The organism is Helicobacter pylori (assembly GCF_003638305.1).
Classification (GTDB): domain Bacteria; phylum Campylobacterota; class Campylobacteria; order Campylobacterales; family Helicobacteraceae; genus Helicobacter; species Helicobacter pylori_DJ.
Genome location: NZ_MVYP01000011.1, coordinates 21,417 through 39,079 on the forward strand (window position 1 = coordinate 21,417; position 17,663 = coordinate 39,079).

The 17,663-nt window shown below is 39.2% G+C and carries 14 protein-coding genes and 4 tRNA genes; 13 read left to right on the top strand and 5 right to left on the bottom strand.

The features are described from left to right. Positions 1-30 precede the first annotated feature (30 nt). From EAL04_RS05840 to pheS, 4 genes are read right to left on the bottom strand one after another with little or no spacing between them, the layout of a single operon-like run. A complete protein-coding gene (locus EAL04_RS05840) occupies positions 31-855 on the bottom strand; it encodes a 4-hydroxy-3-methylbut-2-enyl diphosphate reductase (protein WP_120973950.1) in 825 nt (274 codons plus the stop codon). Beyond that, a complete protein-coding gene (aroA, locus tag EAL04_RS05845) occupies positions 845-2,134 on the bottom strand; it encodes a 3-phosphoshikimate 1-carboxyvinyltransferase (RefSeq protein ID WP_120973952.1) in 1,290 nt (429 codons plus the stop codon). The genes EAL04_RS05840 and aroA overlap by 11 nt, the downstream gene beginning before the upstream one ends. A 20-nt stretch (positions 2,135-2,154) precedes the next feature. Further along, a complete protein-coding gene (gene pheT, locus EAL04_RS05850; protein WP_120973954.1) occupies positions 2,155-4,449 on the bottom strand; it encodes a phenylalanine--tRNA ligase subunit beta in 2,295 nt (764 codons plus the stop codon). Continuing rightward, complete coding sequence (gene pheS / locus EAL04_RS05855; protein ID WP_120973956.1) at positions 4,449-5,435, bottom strand: phenylalanine--tRNA ligase subunit alpha; 987 nt, start codon at positions 5,433-5,435, stop codon at positions 4,449-4,451. The genes pheT and pheS overlap by 1 nt, the downstream gene beginning before the upstream one ends. A gap of 80 nt (positions 5,436-5,515) precedes the next feature. Here pheS and EAL04_RS05860 point away from each other — a divergent pair, with 80 nt between their 5' ends. The 13 genes from EAL04_RS05860 (at position 5,516) to EAL04_RS05930 (ending at position 16,410) form a co-directional block, all read left to right on the top strand. Beyond that, a complete protein-coding gene (locus tag EAL04_RS05860) occupies positions 5,516-5,830 on the top strand; it encodes a histidine triad nucleotide-binding protein (protein WP_001100349.1) in 315 nt (104 codons plus the stop codon). A gap of 18 nt (positions 5,831-5,848) precedes the next feature. After that, positions 5,849-7,171, top strand: a complete 1,323-nt coding sequence (locus EAL04_RS05865) for an aminotransferase class V-fold PLP-dependent enzyme (RefSeq protein WP_120973958.1) — start codon at positions 5,849-5,851, stop codon at positions 7,169-7,171. 25 nt (positions 7,172-7,196) lie between these two features. Beyond that, on the top strand, positions 7,197-7,787 hold the full coding sequence (locus EAL04_RS05870; RefSeq protein WP_000352066.1) for a DUF3972 domain-containing protein: 591 nt from the start codon (positions 7,197-7,199) through the stop codon (positions 7,785-7,787). Between the two features lie 105 nt (positions 7,788-7,892). Continuing rightward, complete coding sequence (locus tag EAL04_RS05875; RefSeq protein WP_120973960.1) at positions 7,893-10,283, top strand: molybdopterin guanine dinucleotide-containing S/N-oxide reductase; 2,391 nt, start codon at positions 7,893-7,895, stop codon at positions 10,281-10,283. A 173-nt stretch (positions 10,284-10,456) separates the two neighbouring features. Next, positions 10,457-10,954 (top strand): hypothetical protein, encoded by a 498-nt coding sequence (locus EAL04_RS05885; protein ID WP_120973964.1) that lies wholly within the window; start codon positions 10,457-10,459, stop codon positions 10,952-10,954. Next, entirely contained in the window at positions 10,951-12,477 is a 1,527-nt protein-coding gene (guaA, locus tag EAL04_RS05890) for a glutamine-hydrolyzing GMP synthase (protein ID WP_120973966.1), read from the top strand. Before EAL04_RS05885 ends, guaA begins: the two co-directional genes overlap by 4 nt. Next, positions 12,434-12,541 (top strand): neuraminyllactose-binding hemagglutinin-like domain protein, encoded by a 108-nt coding sequence (locus tag EAL04_RS08260; protein ID WP_080014827.1) that lies wholly within the window; start codon positions 12,434-12,436, stop codon positions 12,539-12,541. The genes guaA and EAL04_RS08260 overlap by 44 nt, the downstream gene beginning before the upstream one ends. Before the next feature lie 19 nt (positions 12,542-12,560). After that, complete coding sequence (gene hpaA2 / locus EAL04_RS05900; RefSeq protein WP_120973986.1) at positions 12,561-13,310, top strand: HpaA2 protein; 750 nt, start codon at positions 12,561-12,563, stop codon at positions 13,308-13,310. 184 nt (positions 13,311-13,494) lie between these two features. Continuing rightward, positions 13,495-13,572: transfer RNA gene (locus EAL04_RS05905), tRNA-Pro, on the top strand. Positions 13,573-13,639: 67 nt separating this feature from the next. Further along, a tRNA-His gene (locus EAL04_RS05910) sits at positions 13,640-13,716 on the top strand. Between the two features lie 60 nt (positions 13,717-13,776). Further along, positions 13,777-13,853: transfer RNA gene (locus EAL04_RS05915), tRNA-Arg, on the top strand. A gap of 22 nt (positions 13,854-13,875) precedes the next feature. Beyond that, a tRNA-Arg gene (locus EAL04_RS05920) sits at positions 13,876-13,952 on the top strand. A gap of 586 nt (positions 13,953-14,538) precedes the next feature. Continuing rightward, a complete protein-coding gene (locus EAL04_RS05930) occupies positions 14,539-16,410 on the top strand; it encodes a mechanosensitive ion channel family protein (RefSeq protein WP_120973968.1) in 1,872 nt (623 codons plus the stop codon). A gap of 9 nt (positions 16,411-16,419) precedes the next feature. Here the strand turns inward: EAL04_RS05930 and cfaS are convergent, their stop codons facing one another. Beyond that, positions 16,420-17,589: a cyclopropane fatty acid synthase gene (cfaS, locus tag EAL04_RS05935; protein ID WP_120973970.1), complete on the bottom strand. Its 1,170-nt coding sequence runs from the start codon at positions 17,587-17,589 to the stop codon at positions 16,420-16,422. Positions 17,590-17,663: the final 74 nt, after the last annotated feature.

The window sequence follows — 17,663 nt, forward strand, 5'->3', positions numbered from 1 at the left end:
GGTTTTTTTAAAGAAAATTTTCAAAACGTGTTAAATCGTGCTGATTTTTTGCTTGACATTTTCTATAATCCAATCCGGCGTGGAAGCCCCAGCGGTAATCCCGCACAATCTTTTATCCTTAAACCATGCTAACTCTAATTCGTTTTCATCTTCTACCAAGTAGCTGTCTTTGCAATGCTGTTTGGCGATGCTTAAGAGCTGTTTGGTGTTTGAAGAAGTTTTACCGCCCACGACTATCATAATATCCACTTCCTTACTCAAATCCAAAGTGGCTTTTTGGTTGTAGGAAGTAGCGTTACAAATCGTGTTAAAAATACGCACTTCAGTGCATCTTTCCACCAAATAAGAAGCGATTTGCAAGAGTTTTGGGGTTTGTTTGGTGGTTTGAGAAACTAAAGCCACTTTTCGTTGCAATTTTTTTTCTTGCAATTCTTCTAACGAATTGATGACTAAAGCCTGGTTAGTGGCATAGCTGATCACGCCCTTGACTTCAGGGTGGTTAATATCCCCAAAAAGCACGATTTGATACCCTTCTTTACTCATGGATTCCACAATTTGTTGAGGTTTGATCACATACGGGCAAGTCGCATCAGTGATTTTGACCCCCTTATTTTTCAAGTATTCTAAATCCTGTTTAGGAATGCCATGGGTTCTTATGATCACGCTCTTATTTTTAGGGATTTTTTTAGGATCTTCTTCAATTTTCACATTGAAGTTTTTTTCCAAACGATTGATTTCTTTAGCGTTATGAATGAGCGAGCCAAAAATCAAGCTGTTTTGATTTTTTTCAGCGATTTGTATCGCTCTTTTGACGCCAAAACAAAAACCATAGTCCTTAGCCATTTTAATTTCCATTGAGACTCCTTTTTTTGAATAGATTGAGCCAAAGCTGAAAGGTTGGGAAAGAAATGTTCGCGCACTCTAAATTATCAATTTCTAAAGGCAACGCTAAAGTTAAAACAGCAAAACTCATCGCAATCCTGTGATCATTGAAGCTTTTGATAAGGGGGGGTTTAATCCTAGAAAAGTGCTGTTTTAATGGGCTTATATCTCCTAATCCCTCTATATAAAACCCGTCTTCAAATTCTTCGCACTCAATCCCTAAAGCTTTGAAATTAGAAACAACCGCTTTAATCCTATCGCTTTCTTTGGCCCGTAAATCTTTAGCGTTTTTAACCATGTTTTTGCCTTTTGCAAAAAGCATAGCGATGCTTAAAGCGGGGATTTCATCAATAAGGCTGGCGGTATTTTGCTCAATGCTGATCGCTTTTAAAGGGGCATGCTCTATGTAAATATCGCCAATGATTTCTAAATCTTTGGATTGAATCGCATACTCTATGGAAGCGCCCATTTTTTTCAAAACTTCAAAAGCTTCTATGCGAGTGGGGTTGAGCAAGACGTTTTTTAAAAGAAGGCGGCTTTTTGGCGTAATCGCACAAGCGAGAGCGAAAAAAAACGCGCTAGACGGATCATTGGCTATGGTAAAGTCAAAGGCTTCTAGGGGTTTTTCTAGGGGTGAAATTTTTAAAACGCCGTCTTGATTTTGAATGTTAGCTCCCAAACTTTTAAGCATGATTTCTGTGTGGTTACGGCTAAGCTCGCTTTCTTTATAGGCGCTTATGCCTTGAGCTTGCAAAGCGCTTAAAATAAAAGCGCTTTTGACTTGAGCTGAAGCGATAGGGCTTTCATAATGGCAAGCTTTTAAGGGACTCCCTACAATCGCTAAGGGGGCGAAATGGTTATCCTCCCTCCCTAAAATCTTTGCCCCAAAAGCTTTCAAAGGCTCAATGATTCTTTTCATGGGGCGTGAGTTTAGGGAATTGTCCCCGCTTAAAACAAAAAGGCCTTTTTGAGCGCTTAAAAGCCCGCTGTATAAACGCATACTGGTGCCAGAATTGTTGCAATTTAAAATCTTGTTAGGCTCTTTTATAGCCGTTGGTGGCGTGATTTTAAAAGAATTTTTGGCGATATTTTCCACTTTAGCCCCTAAATTTTGAGCGATTTCCAAAGAGCTTAAACAATCTTCTCCCATTAAAAAATTCCGCACGAAACAAGGTTTTTGAGCGAGCAGGCTAAAAATAACGGCTCTGTGCGAGAGCGATTTATCGCTAGCGTTAATGTCAAGCTCTATCACATACTATCCTTTTATTGTCTTTATCCCTTAAGGCGGGCGTTAAATTCTTTTTCTAAAATTTCAAGCACTTTTTGAACAACTGAATTGACATCTTCATCATTTAAGGTTTTTTCTAAAGAATGGATCACGCAACGCACGCTTAAGGCTATGGTGTTATCGCTTTCTTTAAAAATATCAAGGGGTAGAATCTCGCTTAAATTAGGGATTTGAGCGTCTTTTAGGGCTTTTTTAATCTTGCTAAAAGCGGTATTTTCATCAATGATGAGAGTCAAATCCCTCACACTGCTAGGGTAAATGCTAAAGGGTTTTAACAGCATGGCGGGGCGTTTGAGTTTGGAAGCGTCTATCTCAGCGTAATAGCTTTCAAACAAATCTAATTCCTGGATCACTTTGGGGTGGATTTTAGCGATCACGCCTATTACTTCATTATTTTGAATGATTTTAGCGCTCTGGTAGGGGTGGTTAATGGGGGTTTGAATGGTTAGTTTTTCCAAGCTAAAACCCCCTATAATTCTTGAAACGCATTCAGCGAAAGAATAAAAATCCCAAGCCTTGCCCTTAGCGTCAGGATAGCTCTCTTTCTTTTGTAAGCCGCTTACTAAAAAGCCTAGTTTTTGGATCTCTTCTCTCTTAGAGTTATACACGCTCCCCTTTTCATAAAGGGCGATACTTTTAAACCCTAAATTTTTATTCCTTAAGCTGGCGTCTAAAAGCCCGCAAACAAGGCTCGTTCTTAGGGTGTTTAATTCTGTTGTGATAGGGTTTTGCAATTCTAGGGGATCTTCTAAAACTTCAAAGCCTAGTTTTTGCTGTTTTTCTTTAGAATAAAACACGTAATGAATGACTTCTTTAAAACCGCAAGCGAGAGCCTTGTGTTTAAGGTTTTCAAAAAAGCGGTGCGTGTCATAATGGGGGTTTGAATTTTTGCTACTGACGCTATCAAGGGGCTTTGAGATCAAATTATCAATCCCTACAAAGCGCAAGATTTCTTCAGCAATATCTTGGATCGTTTTGATGTCATGCCTGAAATTGGGAACGATAACCTCTAAAATTTGGGGTTTTGAGTTTGGCTCTTTTGCGCTAACTTTAAAGCCTAAACTTTTTAAAATGCCTTGAATTTTTTCTGCCTCTATAACAAGCCCCAAAATTTCGGTGATGTCTTCAAGTTGGAATTTAAGGGCGTGATCCTTTAAAGAATGCTTGGTTTGCTTGCTTTCTAAGATCGTGGCTTTTAACTGGGTGCTTAAAAAATTCAAGCCGTCTGATAAATTAGGGTTGCTCCCCCTAGCGCTCCTATAAATAAGGGCGTTGTCTTTTTGAAGCGTTTTATCTTTTAGGGCGTGTAATTTTAAAGACAGGCTTACAGGATCAGTATAACTCGCCTCTAAAAGCAAACACTCGCTCAAATCTTTTTGATCTTGATGCTTGATAGCGATAGTGGAGCGTTTTTGATGGTTGATATAAACGCTTTCAAGGTTGTTTTCATCGTTTTTGATGATCAAATCAATAGGGGTTGTATTCAGGCCATAAGCGTTCAATATTACCCCACTAAAATGCGCGCTGAATTCTATGAAATTGTTCAGGTCGTTCTCACTTAAGGCATTGTTGTGAGCGAGCGAAAGCTTGATATTTAAAGGGGTTTTTAAAGAATGATTATAAATTAAATAATAAGCCAGATGCGATTCAATATTTTCATCTGTATGAAGCGTGATCAAATCGCTTTTTGGCGTCAAATTTAAAGCCTTGATAGGTTTTAGGGGCGTGTGATAAAAGGCACTAATTTCTCTAGCAATACCTAAAACGCTCAAGCAATCCCCACGATTGGGGGTCAATGAAATTTCTAAAACATGCGTGTTGAAAGGGGCGTATTCATGTAATTCCTTCCCCAAAACCAACTCCCCAATGCTCTCATCTAATTCCAAGATGCCATCATTGATTTTAGGGAAGCCTAACTCAATGCTAGAGCAAATCATGCCATGGCTTTCAACCCCCCTAAGCTCCGTTTTAGCGATTGTGGTTGAGCCGATTAGCGCCCCATTTAAAGCGACTGGCACGAATTGGTTTGGCACGACATTTTTAGCCCCACAAACGATTTGCAACACTCCCTTACCCACATCCACTTGACACACGCTGAGTTTTTCAGCGTTTTTGTGGGGGGCTTTTTCTAAAACCTTACCCACAACCACATTTTTAGGGGCAACACAAGAAACACAGCTTTCCACTTCTAAACCTAAGCAGCTCAAATCCTCACAAAGTTTAACTATATCTTTAGGCGTATTGACAAAAACATTCAAATCATTGACACTCAGTTTCATTAAAAGCTCTCCAACACCCTCAAATCAGTTTCAAAGAAACTGCGCAAATCATTGATTTGACAAGTCAGCATGGCTAATCTTTCAATCCCCATGCCAAAAGCAAACCCGCTCACATTCTCATACCCTATGGCTTCAAACACCGCATTATTGACCATGCCACAGCCCAACACTTCCAGCCAGCCTGTGTGCGAGCAAACCCTACAGCCTTCTTGCTTGCAAAACACGCAACTAATATCCACTTCAGCGCTTGGCTCTGTGAAAGGGAAAAAGCTAGAGCGCCACCTTAATTTCACGCCGCCAAAGAAATAATGCAAAAAGTCTTTAATCACGCCCTTTAAGTGCGTGAAACGGATATTCCCTTTTTGATCCACGACAAGCCCTTCAATTTGATGGAACATGGGCGTGTGGGTCAAGTCATAATCGCGCCTAAAGGTTTCGCCTAAACAAATCATCTTAATGGGTGGGGTTTGTTCTTGCATGGTGTGGATTTGCACAGGCGAAGTGTGGGTCCTTAAAAGCTTGTAATCTTTAAAATAGAAAGTGTCTTGCATGTCTCTTGCAGGGTGGTAAGGGGGCAAGTTTAAAGCGCTGAAATTATGGAAATCATCTTCCACTAAAGAGCCGATTTCAAGCTTGTATCCTAATGGGGTAAAAAATTCAATGATTTTATTTTTAGTATAATTTAAAGGATGAGAAGAGCTTGCTTTGATAGCGTTAAACAAGCTCACATCAATTTTTTCTTTTTTCAAGCGTTCTTCTAATTCAAGCTCTAAAATAGCCTTTTTTTTCAATTCAAAGGCCTTTTCAAACGCTTGCTTATAGTGGTGGATTTCTTTAGCAAAAGCGTTTTTTTCTTCGCCATTCAGATTTTTGAGCTGGTTGAATTTATCCGCAAAAACCCCCTTTTTACCCAAAGCATTCAAACGCGCTTCTTCTAACTCTTTGCTATTAGTAACCTTTTCTAATCGCTCTATTAAGGTGTGCAATAACGATCCTTATATTTTATTTTTAAAAAGCTATAATACAACTTTAATAAAAGAAAAACCTTAAAAGGGAGCAAAAAAGCATGAATGTGTTTGAAAAAATAATCCAAGGCGAAATCCCTTGTTCTAAGATTTTAGAAAACGAGCGTTTTTTATCCTTTTATGACATTAACCCTAAAGCTAAAGTGCATGCGTTAGTGATCCCTAAACAAAGCATTCAGGATTTTAATGGCATCACCCCAGAGCTTATGGCACAAATGACAAGTTTTATTTTTGAAGTGGTGGAAAAATTAGGCATCAAAGAAAAGGGTTACAAGCTTTTAACGAATGTGGGTAAAAACGCGGGGCAAGAGGTGATGCATTTGCATTTTCATATTTTAAGCGGAGATAAACATTAAAAGCGTTGGTGGTATTTCGTGCGAGCGTTTTTAAACAGGAGTTTTGCTCCCTTACTCAATCCTAATGAGAGCCCTTTAGAACAGGTTAAATCCAGTATTATTTTAAAAAAAGGGGTGTCTTATTTTGACTGGGGGGCTTCAGGCTTGGCGAGCGCTTTAGTGGAAAAGCGCGTGAAATCCTTACTGCCTTATTACGCGAACGCTCATTCTGTCGCTTCTAAGCATGCGATTTTAATGGGCATGCTTTTAAAAGAGTGCCAAGAAAAGTTAAAGCGTTCTTTAAATTTGAGCGCTAATCATTGCGTGTTGAGCGCGGGGTATGGGGCGAGTTCAGCGATTAAGAAATTTCAAGAAATTTTAGGGGTGTGTATCCCTTCAAAAACGAAGAAAAATTTAGAGCCGTATTTGAAAGATATGGCTTTAAAGCGTGTGATTGTAGGGCCTTATGAGCATCATTCTAATGAAATTAGCTGGCGTGAAGGCTTGTGTGAAGTGGTGCGTATCCCTTTAAATGAACATGGTTTATTGGATTTAGAAATTTTAGAGCAAATTTTAAAAAAATCCCCTAACAGCCTGGTTTCTGTGAGCGCGGCTTCTAATGTAACGGGAATTCTTACGCCCTTAAAAGAAGTTTCATTGTTGTGTAAGAAATATAAGGCCGATTTGGCTTTGGATTTAGCGAATTTTAGCGCGCATGCTAACCCTAAAGATTGCGAATACCAAACCGGTTTCTATGCCCCTCATAAGCTTTTAGGGGGTATTGGAGGGTGCGGTCTTTTAGGCATTGCTAAAGATTTGATTGACACGCAAATCGCCCCGAGTTTTAGCGCAGGGGGCGTGATTAAATACGCTAATCGCACACGGCATGAATTTATTGATGAGTTGCCTTTAAGAGAAGAGTTTGGCACGCCAGGATTGTTGCAATTTTACAGGAGCGCTCTAGCGTATCAATTAAGAGATGAATGCGGTTTGGATTTTATCCATAAGAAAGAAAACAACCTTTTAAGGGTGCTTATGCATGGCTTAAAAGACTTGCCCGCTATTAATATTTATGGGAATTTAACAGCGAGTCGTGTGGGGGTAGTGGCTTTTAATATTGGAGGGATTTCGCCCTATGATTTAGCGAGAGTTTTAAGCTATGAATACGCTATTGAGACCCGGGCAGGTTGCTCTTGCGCGGGGCCTTATGGGCATGATTTATTGAATCTTAACGCTCAAAAGTCAAGCGATTTTAACGCTAAACCCGGATGGCTTAGAGTGAGCTTGCACTTCACGCATTCCATAAACGATATTGATTATTTGCTAGACAGCTTGAAAAAAGCGGTTAAAAAATTGCGTTAAGCTAAAACTATTTTTAAGGAAAAATTTGGATATTTTAGATTTGAACAAAGCTCAAGCGGTGCAACAAAATGAGCAAGAGGTAGAGGATAAAGAAAAAGAGTCTAAAGAGCCGGTCGTTTTGGAAGATTTGAGCGCTTTAGCATGGCTTGAATTAGAAGAGTTCAGCCGCCTTTCAGGACTTCCTAAAGAAAGGATTTTGGAATTAGTGAATATCGGTAAAATCAAAAGCAAAATAAGCCACAACAAGCTTTTAATTGACGCGAGCAGTGGGACAAACGCTCTAATCAAAAAGGTAGAAAACAATTTGATTTCTATGGATATGAACGGGCGTTCTTTAGAGCCTGTGTTTGTGGAAAAGACTATTAACACGATTTTAAATTTGCATGATAAAGTCATTAGTGCTAAAGACGAAACGATTTCAGCCTTTAAAAATGAAAACATGTTTTTAAAAGACGCTTTAATCTCTATGCAAGAAGTCTATGAAGAAGATAAAAAAACCATTGATCTTTTGCGCGATGAACTCAATCAAGCCAGAGAAGAAATTGAATTCATGAAAAGGAAATACCGCTTGATGTGGGGGAAAGTCGCTGACATGAGCAGCGTGAATAAAAAGTAGTTTCAAATTAATCTCAATAGTGGGATTTTATTAGCGATAATTTTATGTGAATATGTGTTAGAATTTTAGGCGTTTTAACAGAGAATGCAAGCTTGAAGGAGAACCATGTCCATTTCACGCAGAAGTATCCTAACAAAAATCCCACTCACGCTCGCTAGCGCTAATGTTTTGAAAGCTGTTGGTGTTTTTGAAAAAGTAGAATCCATTCCGCATGCGACGCATTTTGGTCCCTTTATCGCAAAGGTTCAAAATGGAGTGATTAAAGATATTGTCCCCCAAAAGAGCGATTATAACCCTACCATGATGTTAAAAGCGATGGCAGATAGGGTGTATTCAGATAGTAGGGTGAAGTATCCTTGCGTGCGTAAGAGCTTTTTAGAAAACAAAAAAAACCACAAAGAATTGCGCGGGAGGGAAGAATTTGTGCGCGTGAGCTGGGACGTGGCATTGGATTTAGCGGCTAAAAAGCTTAAAGAAATCCCTAAAGAAAACATCTATAATGCCAGTTATTGCGGTTGGGGGCATGCGGGCAGCTTGCATCGTTGTAATAATCTAGCATGGCGTTTTTTTAACACGACTTTAGGGGGGGCTATTGGCACTGATGGGGAATATAGTAATGGCGCGGCCGCAAGGATAAACCCTATGATTGTAGGGGATATGGAAGTTTATTCGCAACAAACCACACATGAAGAAATGATTAAAAATTGTAAGGTGTATGTCATGTGGGGGGCGGATTTATTCAAGTGCAACCGCATTGATTATTTTGTGCCAAACCATGTCAATGACAGCTACTACCCTAAGTATAAAAGAGCCGGTATTAAATTCATTAGTATTGATCCCATTTATACCGAAACCGCTCAAGCCTTTAGTGCTGAATGGATACCCATTCGCCCTAACACTGATGTAGCGTTAATGCTAGGCATGATGCATTATCTTTATACAAGCAATCAATACGATAAAGAGTTTATCGCTAAATACACTGATGGTTTTGATAAATTTTTACCCTATTTGCTAGGAGAGAGCGATAAGGCGCCTAAGACTTTAGAATGGGCGTCTCAAATCACTGGAGTGAGCGCAGAAAAAATCAAAGAATTAGCGGATTTATTTGTCTCTAAGCGCACTTTTTTAGCAGGTAATTGGGCCATGCAAAGAGCTCAGCATGGCGAGCAACCGGATTGGGCGTTAATTGTTTTAGCCAGCATGATTGGTCAAGTGGGCTTATCGGGTGGGGGCTTTGGCTTTTCTATGCATTATGGAGGAAACGCTCAAGCAAGCTCTGGGGCAAGAATTGTTCCTATGATTTCGCAAGGGCATAATTCTGTAAAAAGCGCTATTCCAGCATCTAGAGTTTCTGAAGCGATTTTGAATCCGGATAAAGAAATTGATTTTATGGGTAAAAAACTCAAATTACCTAAAATCAAAATGATCTACAATTGCGGAACGGATTTGTTAGGGCATGAAGCTGATACAAACGAGCTGATTCGCGCTTTAAGAACCTTAGATTGCGTGATCGTGCATGAGCCTTGGTGGACGCCTACAGCGAAATTTGCTGATATTGTCTTTGCTTCCACTAGCACTATGGAAAGAGATGATATTACTTTTGGAGGGAGTTATTCTAAGAATGTGGTTTATGCCATGCGTAAGGTAATAGAGCCTGTTTATGAATCCAAAGACGATTATGAGATTTTCAGACAGCTTGCCTTGCGCATTGGGGGCAATGAAACAGAGCAACGATTCACTGAATCTAAGAGTTACATGGAATGGATTAAGGGCCTTTATGAAAAAAGCGATGGCCCTACTTTGAAATCGTTTGATCAGTTTTGGAGGGATGGCTTTGTGGAGTTTGAAATCCCTGAAAATGCGAGAAAGTTTGTGCGCCATGCGAAATTCAGGCAAGACCCTATTAATAATAAGTTGGATACAGAGAGTGGGAAAATTCAAATTTTTTCTCAAAAATGCGCGGATTTTAAACTGGCTGATTTTAAAGGGCATCCCACTTGGTTTGAGCCAGCTGAGTGGCTAGGCTCTAAAATGGCTGAGATTTATCCGTTCCATTTAATCTCTCCGCACCCAAAATACCGTGTCAATTCACAGCTTGATAACACTTGGGTTAGGAATGTGTATAAAATTCAAGGCAGAGAGCCTGTAATGATCAACGAACTAGACGCTAATAAATTAGGCATTAGGCATGGTGAAATTGTAGAAGTGTTTAACGCTAGGGGGAGGTTGTTAGCAGGGGCGTTTGTAACTAAGAATATCCGTCAAGGGGTTTTGAGTATCCAAAAAGGGGCGTGGTATGACCCAGAAGATGTGATGGTTAGAAACCCACGATGCAATGCAGGGCATGTGAATACGCTCACTTCTTTGCGTCCCACAAGCAGCATGACACAAGCCATTTCAGCCAATACCGCCTTAGTCAATATTAGAAGACTTAGAAGGTATGAATTAGTCAAGCCCTACCATTCTGTTTCAACACCAAGCATCATTGGGGCTTAAAAGGAGTGAAAATACTAGCATGAGAGTGTTTTTACCCAATAAAGACTTAATAACTAAAGACTTGACTACTAGTCAAGCCAAAGCGTGGGGTGATTCTCAATTTTTATATTATAATACTTTGCGTCATGTAACTTGTGGTTATGCGACCGATAATAAGTCAAGGATTATAAAAGATGAGCGTTTTTCAAATGAGTTTGAAATGTTGCGTGGGGTTGGTTTTGTTTATGGGGGTCTTATTAGGGGATTTTAAAGCTTTTAAGGTTAGGGTGGATAAAAGTTTAACCCCGCCCTTTTTAAATGTGCTTTCATTAGCTTTTAAACAAGACATGAAAGCAGATCTCATTTTTGTGGTTACTAAAAGCAACAAATTGAGCAAAAAAGTCCTTTGCGATTTTGACGCTTTTTTGTTATCGGAGTCTTTAATGAGTGGTATGCCCGCAAAAGCGCTTTTTCATAAAGAGTTTTTATTCCAGTCTAAAGAAAATAAAACGCTCTATGTCTTTTCGCTTATCAATTCTCAATATTGCTCAAAAGGTGGAAATTATAGACACAAATTAGAAAGGTTAGAACGCTGGTTTGTGCAAAAAGCGCCTGAGTTGGCTGAGAGCCACAGAGTGGATTATAAGAGCCAGTATGATAAAACACAAACAAAAATAAAGAATGAGAGATGATTTTAGTATTAGATTTTGGGAGTCAATACACGCAGCTGATCGCTAGAAGATTGAGAGAGAGTGGGATTTATGCAGAAATAGTCCCTTTTTTTGAAAGCGTAGAAAACATTCAAAAAAAAGCCCCTAAAGGTTTGATTTTGAGTGGGGGGCCAGCGAGCGTGTACGCTAAAGACGCTTACAAGCCCAATGAAAAAATCTTTGATTTGAATTTACCGATTTTAGGGATTTGCTACGGCATGCAGTATCTGGTGGATTTTTTTGGGGGGGTAGTGGCCTATGCGAATGAGCAAGAATTTGGTAAGGCTATTTTAGAAATCACTCAAAATTCTGTGATTTTTGAAGGCGTGAAGATTAAAAGCCTTGTGTGGATGAGCCACATGGATAAAGTCATAGAATTGCCAAAAGGCTTTACTACCCTTGCAAAAAGCCCTAATTCGCCCTATTGTGCGATTGAAAGCGGTAAGATTTTTGGCTTGCAATTCCACCCAGAAGTCATTCAAAGCGAAGAAGGGGGTAAGATTTTAGAAAATTTTGCCCTTTTAGTTTGCGGCTGTGAAAAAACTTGGGGGATGCAGCATTTCGCTCAAAGAGAAATAGCAAGGTTGAAAGAAAAAATCGCTAACGCTAAGGTGTTGTGCGCGGTGAGTGGGGGCGTGGATTCTACGGTGGTCGCTACGCTATTATACAGAGCCATTAAGGATAATTTGATCGCTGTTTTTGTGGATCATGGCTTGTTGCGTAAAAATGAAAAAGAAAGGGTGCAAGCGATGTTTAAAGACTTGCAAATCCCTTTAAACACGATAGACGCTAAAGGAATCTTTTTGTCTAAATTAAAGGGCGTGAGCGAGCCTGAATGGAAGCGAAAAATCATCGGCGAGACCTTTATTGAAGTGTTTGAAAAAGAAGCCAAAAAGCACCATTTAAAAGGCAAAATTGAATTTTTAGCCCAAGGCACTTTATACCCTGATGTGATTGAATCCGTGAGCGTTAAAGGGCCTTCAAAAGTGATCAAAACCCACCATAATGTGGGCGGACTGCCTGAATGGATGGATTTTAAACTCATAGAGCCTTTAAGGGAATTGTTTAAAGATGAGGTGCGTTTGTTGGGTAAAGAATTGGGCGTTAGCCAGGATTTTTTAATGCGCCACCCCTTTCCAGGGCCTGGGCTTGCTGTAAGGATTTTAGGCGAAGTCAGTGAGAGTAAGATCAAACGCTTGCAAGAAGCGGATTTTATTTTTATAGAGGAACTTAAAAAAGCCAATTTGTATGACAAGGTTTGGCAAGCTTTTTGCGTGCTGTTGAATGTCAATTCTGTGGGGGTGATGGGGGATAATCGCACTTATGAAAACGCTATTTGCTTGAGAGCGGTAAACGCGAGCGATGGCATGACGGCGAGCTTTTCTTTTTTAGAGCATTCTTTTTTAGAAAAGGTTTCTAACCGCATCACTAATGAAGTGAATGGTATCAATAGGGTGGTGTATGATATTACCTCTAAGCCGCCAGGAACGATTGAATGGGAATGATTATCTTAAAAATAGCACTAAAAGTGGGATTTTTTGGGTAAGATTAGGAATTGATTTTAAATAAAAAGAAAGAAAGGAATTTAATGAAAAAAGGTAGTTTAGCAATCGTTTTAGGATCGTTACTAGCGAGTGGGGCGTTTTATACGGCTCTAGCTGATGGAATGCCTATGAAGCAGCAACACAATAATATGGGCGAGTCAGTGGAGTTGCATTTCCACTATCCTATTAAAGGCAAACAAGAGCCTAAAAATAACCATTTGGTTGTCTTAATCGATCCTAAGATAGAGGCTAATAAGGTTATCCCTGAAAATTATCAAAAAGAATTTGAGAAGTCTTTGTTCCTCCAATTGAGTAATTTTTTAGAGAGAAAAGGCTATAGCGTTTCGCAATTTAAAGATGTTAGCGAAATCCCTCAAGACATCAAAGAAAAAGCGTTGCTCGTTTTACGCATGGATGGGAATGTGGCTATCTTAGAAGATATTGTAGAAGAGAGCGATGCGCTCAATGAAGAAAAAGTGATAGACATGTCTTCAGGGTATTTGAATTTGAATTTTGTTGAGCCAAAAAGTGAAGACATTATCCATAGTTTTGGTATTGATGTTTCAAAGATTAAAGCTGTGATTGAAAGGGTGGAATTGCGGCGCACCAATTCTGGAGGTTTTGTCCCCAAAACTTTTGTGCATAGGATCAAGGAAACCGACCATGATCAAGCCATTAGAAAAATCATGAATCAAGCCTATCATAAAGTGATGGTGCATATTACCAAAGAGTTAAGCAAAAAACACATGGAACATTATGAAAAAGTTTCTAGCGAAATGAAAAAACGAAAGTAGTTTTTAAGAAACAAAAAGCTTAAAAATCCTTTAGAGCTGTTTTTAAAAAGTAGCTTTTTAAAAGGGTGGGGGAGTTGGAATTAATACAATTTTTGAGTGCCACTTTTGATTTTAGCGGCATTTTTGAAAAATTACGCTCAAAAATCAAAAAATTCAGCTATAATAACGCTTCATGTGAAAATTTCGGGGCGTAGCGCAGTCTGGTTAGCGCACTTGGTTTGGGACCAAGGGGTCGAAGGTTCGAATCCTTTCGCCCCGACCACTTTTTTGCGTAGTTTATTGTTCTGTTTAAAATTCTTTGGTAGAATATCGCTTCCTTTCGTTGAATGGTGGGAGTAGCTCAGTCGGTTAGAGCATCAGATTGTGGTCCTGAGGGTCGTGGGTTCGATTCCCATCTTCCACCCCACCTCATTAAATAAGCGTTTTACCGAGTTTTATGTTAGTCATTCCTTTATTTGAATTGTAAGCGTTCGTAGCTCAATTGGATAGAGCACCAGACTTCGGATCTGGGGGTTAGGGGTTCGACTCCCTTCGGGCGTACCACCTAACATTAATACCATTCAATGCGCTTGTAGCTCAGCTGGATAGAGCAACAGCCTTCTAAGCCGTAGGTCGCAGGTTCGAGTCCTGCCAAGCGCACCACTTTTGACATTCTTTAAAGAGGAATTATGGATTCTTTAGAGTGGGGATTACTCATTTTCTTAATTCTTGTTTTTCTTATAGGCATAGGATACTACATTTTTATGGTTTTTTCTTCTAAAGATTGATCATTAAAAATAGCTCAATCACAAGAAGTAGGGTTGGAAACTCCTAAAACACAAATCTTACATGAAAACATTCAATAAAAGCGGTTATAAAAACCTAAAAAGTGAAACATGTAAGAATAAAAGACATGTACATTATGCGTGAATTTATTGCACCGAACAGGGAAAGCTTTTTGACTACGGCCTATGCGAAATCCTACTATAAAAATATTAAATAAAGCAAGATTTGTTAAAAATTAAGGCTCTGTTTTAATTGTAAAATGTAAAAACACTCAAAGCATCGCATCAAGCGATGTAGCGATCTAAAAAGAGGCTCACAATTGATCTAAAGCCCGCTTTTTAGGGATAAATAAAAAGCGTTTTCAAATTGCATGGATAACTTTATGGAGCGAAGCGTTTCTAATTTTTGGTATAATCGCTAGAAATTATGAGAAAGATTTTATCTTGTTTGAGTGGGGTTTTGCATGCGTTTATTATTGTGGTGGGTATTAGTATTATTATTGTTTTTAAATCCTTTGAGAGCGGTTGAAGAGCATGAAACAGATGCGGTGGATTTGTTTTTGATTTTCAATCAAATCAACCAGCTCAATCAAGTCATTGAAACTTACAAAAAAAACCCTGAAAGAAGTGCTGAAATCTCTCTGTATAACACCCAAAAGAACGACTTGATTAAAAGTTTGACTTCTAAAGTATTGAATGAAAGGGATAAAATTGGCATTGATATAAACCAAAATTTAAAAGAGCAGGAAAAAATCAAAAAGCGTTTGTCTAAAAGCATTAAGGGCGATGATTTCTACACTTTCATGAAAGATAGATTGTCTTTAGATATTTTGTTGATAGATGAAATTTTGTATCGTTTTATAGATAAAATCAGGAGCAGTATTGATATTTTTAGCGAACAAAAAGATGTGGAAAGTATCAGCGATGCTTTTCTTTTGCGTTTAGGGCAATTCAAACTCTACACTTTCCCTAAAAATTTAGGCAATGTCAAAATGCATGAATTAGAGCAGATGTTTAGCGATTATGAATTGCGTTTGAACACTTACACTGAAGTCTTGCGTTACATTAAAAACCACCCTAAAGAAGTGCTTCCTAAGAACTTGATCATGGAAGTGAATATGGATTTTGTGTTAAACAAAATCAGCAAGGTCTTGCCTTTCACAGCCCATAGCTTGCAAGTGAGTAAGATCGCGTTGGCTTTGATGATTTTAGCCTTATTGTTAGGTTTAAGGAAATTGATCACTTGGCTTTTAGCCTTATTATTAGATCGTATTTTTGAAATCATGCAACGCAATAAAAAAATGCATGTCAATGTGCAAAGCAGCATTGTTTCGCCGGTTTCTGTCTTTTTAGCCCTATTCAGTTGCGATGTGGCTTTAGACATTTTCTACTACCCTAACGCATCGCCTCCTAAAGTTTCTATGTGGGTAGGCACGGTGTATATCATGCTTTTAGCATGGTTAGTGATAGCGCTTTTTAAAGGCTATGGGGAAGCGTTGGTTACCAATATGGCTACCAAAAGCACGCACAATTTTAGAAAAGAAGTGATCAACTTGATTTTAAAAGTCGTGTATTTTTTGATTTTTATTGTCGCGCTTTTAGGGGTTTTGAAACAACTAGGGTTTAATGTTTCAGCCATCATCGCTTCTTTAGGGATTGGGGGGTTAGCGGTGGCTTTAGCGGTTAAAGATGTGTTGGCGAATTTTTTTGCTTCTGTTATTTTATTGTTAGACAATTCGTTTTCTCAAGGGGATTGGATCGTGTGCGGTGAAGTGGAAGGCACGGTGGTGGAAATGGGGTTAAGACGCACCACGATCAGAGCCTTTGATAACGCTCTTTTGTCCGTGCCTAATTCAGAATTAGCCGGAAAACCTATCAGGAATTGGAGCCGGCGTAAAGTGGGAAGGCGCATTAAAATGGAAATAGGCTTAACCTATAGCTCCAGTCAAAGCGCTTTACAGCTTTGCGTGAAAGACATTAAAGAAATGCTAGAAAACCACCCCAAAATCGCTAATGGAGCCGATAGTGCTTTGCAAAACGCAAGCGATTACCGCTACATGTTTAAAAAAGATATTGTTTCTATTGACGATTTTTTAGGGTATAAAAACAATCTGTTTGTCTTTTTAGACCAGTTTGCGGACAGCTCTATTAATATTTTAGTGTATTGCTTTTCTAAAACAGTGGTTTGGGAAGAGTGGCTAGAAGTCAAAGAAGATGTGATGCTAAAAATCATGGGAATCGTAGAAAAGCACCACTTGAGTTTTGCTTTCCCATCACAGAGTTTGTATGTGGAGAGTTTGCCAGAAGTTAGCCTAAAAGAAGGGGCTAAAATCTAAAACTTGCAATTATTGGTAGATGTATTCTTTGGTTAAGGGGAAAGTGTTATCCACGCTGTTGGTTAAAAGCAATTGGAATAAATCCGCACTCCCCACCCTGAAAGCGGATGCGCAAGTCCTTAAATACAGATCCCACATGCGGATAAATCTTTCGTCATAGCCGAGTCTTTTCACTTGGTCTAGATTGTGGTTGAAATTGTCTCGCCAAATGTCTAAAGTCTTAGCGTAATGGATTCGTAAGCTTTCAGCCATGAGCAAGTGGAAGTCGCATTCGCTCATCACGCTCATCACTTCCCTTAAAGAGGGCAAGTAGCCGCCCGGGAAGATGTATTTATCCACCCATGCGTTAGTCTTGCCTTCAAAACAGCATAAAATGGAGTGGAGCAAAAACATCCCGCCCGTTTTTAACACTTCTTTAACTTTTTTGAAATAAAAGGGTAAATTATCCTTACCCACATGCTCAAACATGCCCACGCTCACCACTTTATCAAAGCGGTACAAACGCCCGTCTAAATCCTGGTAATTCAATAATTTGATCGTTACTTTATTCTCTAACCCTAGCTCTTGGACTCGTTTGTTAGCCTGTTTGTATTGCTCGCTAGAAATGGTGATCCCCATCACTTCCGCCCCATATTCTTGTGCGGCTTTTATAGAGAGATAGCCCCAGCCACAGCCTATATCCAGCAGTTTTTCGCCTTGTTTTAAATGGAGCTTTTTTAAAGTGTGATCCAATTTTTGGAGTTGGGCGGCGTGGAGGGTGTCATCGTCTTTTTTGAAATAAGCGCATGAATAGCTTAAGGTTTCATCCAGCCAGATAGAATAAAAGTCATTCCCTAAATCGTAATGTTTAGAAATGTTGGAGCTTTCTTTGAGGGGTTTTTGAACGGCTTTAGCGCTATCATGCTTGTGCAAATGCTCATAATTGGTTTGCAAATACAAAGAGTGCATCACCTCATCCATAGAGCCTTCAATATCAATCACGCCGTCCATATAAGCTTCAGCGATCGTCAAAGACATGTCTTTTTTAATGTCGCTAAATTTCAGGGGGCGATGGATTTTAAGGGTGAATTTAGGCGAATGTTCGCCATTCCTATAAACGCTGTTGTCCCAAAAAACGACCTGATAATCGCCGTTTTTCCACTGCTTGAACATGCTTTTGAGCAAAAATTTTGAAATCATCTGTCTATTCCTTGAACTTATTTTTCAATTTTTTGAGCGTTAATTATAATGAATTTTAAGCTAAAAACACCCCA

Excerpts from the sequence above, each read along its gene's own strand:
- EAL04_RS05840 (WP_120973950.1), bottom strand. The coding sequence starts at position 855 with ATGGAAATTAAAATGGCTAAGGACTATGGTTTTTGTTTTGGCGTCAAA.
- pheT (WP_120973954.1), bottom strand. The coding sequence starts at position 4,449 with ATGAAACTGAGTGTCAATGATTTGAATGTTTTTGTCAATACGCCTAAA.
- EAL04_RS05860 (WP_001100349.1), top strand. The coding sequence starts at position 5,516 with ATGAATGTGTTTGAAAAAATAATCCAAGGCGAAATCCCTTGTTCTAAG.
- EAL04_RS05875 (WP_120973960.1), top strand. The coding sequence starts at position 7,893 with ATGTCCATTTCACGCAGAAGTATCCTAACAAAAATCCCACTCACGCTC.
- EAL04_RS05885 (WP_120973964.1), top strand. The coding sequence starts at position 10,457 with ATGAGCGTTTTTCAAATGAGTTTGAAATGTTGCGTGGGGTTGGTTTTG.
- guaA (WP_120973966.1), top strand. The coding sequence starts at position 10,951 with ATGATTTTAGTATTAGATTTTGGGAGTCAATACACGCAGCTGATCGCT.
- EAL04_RS08260 (WP_080014827.1), top strand. The coding sequence starts at position 12,434 with ATGATATTACCTCTAAGCCGCCAGGAACGATTGAATGGGAATGATTAT.
- hpaA2 (WP_120973986.1), top strand. The coding sequence starts at position 12,561 with ATGAAAAAAGGTAGTTTAGCAATCGTTTTAGGATCGTTACTAGCGAGT.
- EAL04_RS05930 (WP_120973968.1), top strand. The coding sequence starts at position 14,539 with ATGCGTTTATTATTGTGGTGGGTATTAGTATTATTATTGTTTTTAAAT.
- cfaS (WP_120973970.1), bottom strand. The coding sequence starts at position 17,589 with ATGATTTCAAAATTTTTGCTCAAAAGCATGTTCAAGCAGTGGAAAAAC.